At 34.8% G+C, this 6218-nt stretch carries 4 protein-coding genes; all 4 read right to left on the bottom strand.

Features of this window, described 5'->3' with window-relative positions; translation table 11 throughout:
• Positions 1 to 641: 641 nt before the first annotated feature.
• Complete coding sequence (locus tag RAO94_04460) at positions 642 to 1085, bottom strand: dockerin type I repeat-containing protein (GenBank protein ID MDP8321588.1); 444 nt, start codon at positions 1083 to 1085, stop codon at positions 642 to 644.
• A gap of 133 nt (positions 1086 to 1218) precedes the next feature.
• Positions 1219 to 2163: a zinc-ribbon domain-containing protein gene (locus RAO94_04455; protein MDP8321587.1), complete on the bottom strand. Its 945-nt coding sequence runs from the start codon at positions 2161 to 2163 to the stop codon at positions 1219 to 1221.
• Between the two features lie 26 nt (positions 2164 to 2189).
• Entirely contained in the window at positions 2190 to 3707 is a 1518-nt protein-coding gene (locus RAO94_04450) for a hypothetical protein (GenBank protein MDP8321586.1), read from the bottom strand.
• Between the two features lie 11 nt (positions 3708 to 3718).
• The gene (locus RAO94_04445) at positions 3719 to 5656 is read right to left on the bottom strand and encodes an FHA domain-containing protein (protein MDP8321585.1); all 1938 of its coding nucleotides are present in this window, start codon (positions 5654 to 5656) and stop codon (positions 3719 to 3721) included.
• Between the last annotated feature and the right edge of the window lie 562 nt (positions 5657 to 6218).

Genomic DNA, 6218 nt, shown 5'->3' with positions numbered 1-6218 from the left:
ACGAGCTGCAGCCACTCTTCCATTATCATAACCATAGCAAATGTATCAAGCTCACAGTATTTAAGTAAGCCCTTAATCACTCGAGGCCCTTCTACGCTTGATAACTGAGAAAATTGCAGTTTTGCATAAGCTGACATCGCTGCTCCACCATCCGCTAAATTGTACTGAGTCATAAACTGATCTAAGATATGCTGGTCGATACCTTCAAACAGATCCGGCAGTAGTTTTTTAGGGATTAATTATATTTCCCTGTTCGTCTTTTTCAATCCATTGATGCTGTATGAAATTTAAACTTCTAAGTTAAGAAGTCACAGTATAAAGATTAGACTTAATGATTTAGAGATAAAACATAGAGTTGGATCACACAAATATAAAGATAAATTAGGGAATACTTTTTTCAGAGATTCTTCGTATATTCCAGTGAAAGTAGTAAATTCAGAAAATAAGTACCAAATGTTTCCATAGGAAAAATACAGTAAATTCAATTCTTTTTTATTCCAGAATTTAAAAGATGAATTACTATAGAAGAGCCTTATAACTAGGGAGGTTCCAATCTGGAACTCTCTCTTCTCCAAGAGAACTCAAATTGGCTAATAGAAAAAAGGGGCAGAATCAAAGACTGCCCCTAAATTGATTCATTCTTAATTTTTCCTACTGTCCTGTTCTACTGGAAATTCATCAATAAAGCCAACCACATACCTGAGAATCAGGGCTGCGTCATATGCTTCCAATACACCATTACCATCAACGTCACCAACCTCAATCTGCCATTCTTCCCAATCTGTGACTATCAAACAGAAATACTGTAATACCATTGATGCATCCATCGCTTCCACTTCCTGGTTATGATCAATATCTCCATAGGGATAACCCCCAGAAACTGCAGACGAAAGGTCACTTTCATTAGCATGACAATCAACTGCTGCAACCTGATAGTCACCTGACTCTCCGATAATATTCATTATTGGCTCTGTACTGTAATCCAGCAAGTCACCATCCCGATAAATGCTAAAACAAGCAAAATCTTCATCAACAGGTACACTCCAGACCAGATTTCCCGAATCAAAAAGAAGCTCTGACGGCACTGCCGGACTTATATTATCCAGTGAATTTTAGCCTGTCGGTTTATATATTGTGCTGTAAAATCATATATGACTTATAGTATTATGGATAAGTTGAACAGTCTCATCCTTGATGATTGACCTAAATTTAACATTATTAGTTTACATTGATAAGTTCCCAATTATCTGGTAAATTTACAGCATTCTTAACTATCAACTTATTAAAGATGTTACGTGCTTTATCAGTATAATAATACCTGTTATTCTCCAGATTAATAGTATAATAATTAGAATCAGGTTTTAATTTATCCAGAACCACACCATCAAATTTTTGAATATTTATTTCGAAATCTCCCTTAAAGAGTATATAATAGGTTTTCCTAAGCTGATCAAATACATTACCATCACCATTACGGCGGCAATCCGGCTCATCAATTATTGCGCCTAAATGAGTTATGAAATAATTAGTAGATTTTATCACAGGAAATGTAAATGAACCAGCTATATTAAATTCATTTACATAAGATGCAGGTACTGAATCAATTTTATCTGGGTGACGATTAATATATGTACCATTACGACTGCTGTCAATTAACTGGTTTTTATCAAAATTGAATATACAATGATGTCCGGAAACCCAATTGCATGGGATAACAAGATCATTATTAGAACATCTACCTATTGTAAACTTTTGCCTGAGTATAAAGTGATAAGTGATGCCGGTCATCTTTTCTATAATACTCAAATCTCCGGCATATCCAAGCTCTTTGGCAATTTCACCTTTCATATCAAACCAGTCGCTGAACTTCATCCCACAACTGATACAGATTTTTGCCCTGCTGCTGTTCTTCATTCCGCACTTTCCGCAAAACATATTTACCTGCTGAGGATGATGGAAGATAGCGGCGCTGCAATCACTGCAATACAAAGCATCAGTAATATTCGGTTTCCCACATTCCGGACAGTAGCGGGGATTATCTATAACTTCTTTATCTTCTGCTCCGGCAATGATAGTACAACGCGGAGCTTCTGTTCCGCAATAAGGGCAGAAATTAACCGTATTACTGATATTTTTACCACATTTACTGCAATGTAAACTCATTTATTTCTCCTGATAGAGATGCAAAATTACAATTTATTCAATATTTGCTGAACAATTTTATTTACTTTAGGTTCAAGTTTTCCAAAGGCGGTTATTCCGGCATTTTCAGCTGAAGCTCCAAAACCTTCCTCCTTGCTTATAGGTTCAGAAGCAATTAAAATTCCTTGCGGCATGCGGTAAAGAGACACAATACCTTGCCCACTTGTCACATACATATTATTATATCCCCCTACAGTAGAGGCATTGTCGGCTTCCAGATAAATTTGCAGAAAGATATCGGCATTGGTAGCGTTAATCTGATTAAGATCTAATTGACCTAAATTCTGGTGTGTAATAGAAATTTCGGTGGCAGAAAATCCTTTAGAGAGTACCTGAGACTTAATCTCTTGATTTAAGCTGCGAGGTGTGGTTATCGATGAGCCGTTTTTATAACTGACAGAGATGGTTATCGTTCTCATTCTTTGCAGATTGATATCCAGGGTTGAGATCGAAGGGAGTTTATCGATGTTTTCGATTTTGTCTGTATCAACTTCGATTTTGAGTGTAGTAAGCGGATAGCTGGCATCAATATTATGGATATTCAGCTCGCTTTGACCGTATTCTCCCGAGATAAAACTGGTTTGCATATCAACCCTTCCCCGAACAGTATTAGCCTTTAAAGGCAGCTTGGCAATGCTTTGTTTCCAGCCATCCTCATTCTTGTAGTTAGCTATAATTGTGGGCTTTCTATTTAGTATTCCCTGATTATCATAGGAATAAGTATCTTCATCGTACAGGCTGATTATGATACTATCGAAAAACTTATTAACCCGATTATTCAGGTAGGCTGTAAGGTCTTCATTTTGCTCATCATCATCAATATCTGCCTGTATAGGCAGTTTGCCAAAGATATTTTCCTGAATACCTCTGGCGGATACCCATTCATGCACAGCAGCGATGTATTTTCCTGAGGAAAACATTTCGTTTCCGTATTTTATGATAGAAACGATATTATTTATGTTTGCTTCGATCTGGCTTGTGACTTTTTCATTATATTCCTGCTTTGATTTTTGAATTACGCAGGTTATAACTCCCTTTTGGGGATAATCAGTATAAAGTGTTTCATTAACCAGATTTTCTAAAACAACATCAGTATATATATTGCTCTTCTTTTCTATCTCTTCTTCAATAATTTCTTTAAATACTTTTCCCGTCTGATTTGACTTTACCTGTAGATAGCGATTTATTTCAACTTTTACGGCAGATTTAATCTTAGAAGCCAAATCGCTTTTAGCACCTCTCTTAGCCAAGGAAGCGGCAGTAGAGTAACCTGTTTCCGTAATATCTGCTGAGTCTATTCCATAATAATATTCCTCGTCGGCTTTGATCATCTCTATTTCATGTCTAATTTTATCGTTTTTTTCTTCCATTTTGATCTGTGCATGGGTTATTGCTGGTGGTATTGGCTTTGGTTTTATCTCTTCATTTTTCTTTAAATTGCTTGAACTGCAACTGGTAAGAACTAATATTAAACTGATTAAAATCACTATTTTACAATATCTCATTTACTACTCCTTTAAATGAACTTAACTCTGTATTCATTCCCATTTATATTTACCATAGCCCCATCCTGTAAAATATCTGTGCTATTACCATTACGGTAAATGATCAACGGATCTTGCAACTTCAGGATATTATCTGATTGACTAAGGTCAAGTTTATTTCCCTTTATACTGAATTTCATTTCTTTATCTATTATTGCCCAGCTCTTATCTGCGCATTCCATAATAACACAACTAACCCAATTATCAACTTTTTGCAGACAAATATTAAGGTCAATAACCTTTGCCAAAGTAACTGTTTGATTATTCGTTATCTCTGTCCGGTCAATTTTCTCTCCTGCTTTATAACTGCCACCTGAGCTGTTCAGGTCTTCCAGATATAATTTCCCTTCTATCAATTCCATTTTAAGATGAGGTCTGCTGATATATTTGCTGTCTATAGCAATATCTACCTTCACTCCCTCATCTTCTCTACCTAATATAACTTCTGATTTACAGAAAACTGGCAGTATAATTCCTTTATCACTTTCCAGAAAAATACCTTCTAACACTTTGCTGTTATTCAATATATTTTTCATTTCCAGTGCTGCCTCATTATCAATGTGGTCTGTTAGTAACTCGTCCAGCTCTTTGTGAATTTCATAAATATCTGCTTCACCAATAATCGCCTTGATATCTTTTAGTTTAATTTCAGAGTGTTCTATTGCTTGGGAAATTTCTTCCTGCAAATCAGTTATTTGCTCATTTTCAGGATAAGCTTTCTGCAAAAATCTTACTTCCTGTTCTGCCATAGTCCATTTCCGTAGACGTATTATTTCCACAAGTTCTCTGTACTTGATATCAAATTCTGCCCTGATACGGTCTTCCTCTTCATAACCGATCATCTTTATATAAGAACTCTCCAGTTCCGGATGATAGGGCAGCAATATTGCCAAATATTCTTTTTCCTCATTACTAAGATAATTCCCATGTCCCCGATTTTCCAAACGCAATTGCAGTTTCTTTGCCTCCACATAAGCTACCTGAGCTTTTTTGGGGTCATTATTAGTTACATCCAGAAGCCGCTCCCGAAATGCCTTGATCTCTATATCATCTGGAAAATATTCCAGATACCGGTCTGCCAGCTCCAATGCTGCCACAAAATGTCCATTATCAATGAGTTCCTGCCGGAGCAAAATCTGATTCCGAAGATAATCCTGCTTCTTATCTTCTTTCAACTTTGTGCGATAAGATATTATAAATGATACTAAAAAAAGTATGATCAGCAAAGTAAGGAGAGCTCCTGACGAATACAATCCCCGCCTGCTTTTCTCCCTGAGTAAAGAAAGCGATTGCTGTTTCTTTTCTTGTAACTTCTCAAATTTATCTATATTGGCTGGATCAGAAAATGTTTTACGAATCTTAAATATATTAAGGTTATTGAATTGATCATTTACCGATAAAATCAATGTAAGGTCATTCACAGTTTTTGTTTTAATTTTTTCGATTTTCACTTCTGCAATATATCTTGTAAGCACTTCTGTTTTCATTTCATCTGACACAGATTCTGCCATCAATTCCATAAATCCAGGCATTTTTCCCCATGTTTCAATTGATCTGTCTTTGTTTGCTCTAAATTTCTCTTTTAACTCTTCACTAATCTGCACATTCCATTTTTTATAATTAGTGAAAGCAATATTCAAGTCTTCCTGAAGATATGGTAACATTATTAATTCATCTTCATTAACTTCAATTTCTTTTATATTAGCATTGCAATTGGCTTCTGATGCCTTTTTATTTATATCTTCAGGCAATTCAAAAATTATTGCCTGTTTATAAGTTATATGCTCTGGCAATTCAGCAATTTTCTTATCCGTGAAATAATATTTAATGGGGTTAGTTAATGATATAATTATTCCCATAGTAAATACAATAAAAACTATTATGCTATAAACTTTCTTTTTCAATTTCATTACTCTGTTCCTTTTGCATCCGTGTATTATTATCTTGCATTACCTTTAATATTACGAAATTATAAATAATAAGGCTAAATGATAGCAACATATAATAACCAGAATTTGTTTCTATGATAAAAACAAATAATTGTGGTACAAACCAACTCAATATTATAGTCCAACCATCTTTTTTCCTAAAGTATGGATATATTCCTTTCAAGGCAATTATAGTAAAAACATTTATAATGATTAAACATAATGGAATTATGAGAATAACTCCTGCACATGATCTTGTATCATTACAAATCGCTAAAGATCATGAACTCCCTATCGATTATTTTGCTATCGATCAAGATGGACGTTTCACAAAACATGCTTGAACTTTTTCTGGAAAAAATGTTGAAGAATTTATGGGGAATATTTTGCAAAATCTTGATGATATTGATAATATGGTTAATATTAAAGAAGTAGAATGTGAAGTTCCTACGTGTAGAAAGACCGGGGAACAGCTTCAAACTATGTGTTTAGTACAATGGTTCTTAGATATAGAGAAGGCAAAAGAAAATGCGAAAGCTGCTTT

Origin of the sequence: Candidatus Stygibacter australis, assembly GCA_030765845.1 — a bacterium.
Taxonomy (GTDB): Bacteria; Cloacimonadota; Cloacimonadia; order Cloacimonadales; family TCS61; genus Stygibacter; species Stygibacter australis.
This window is presented reverse-complemented; position numbering and strand designations above follow the sequence as displayed.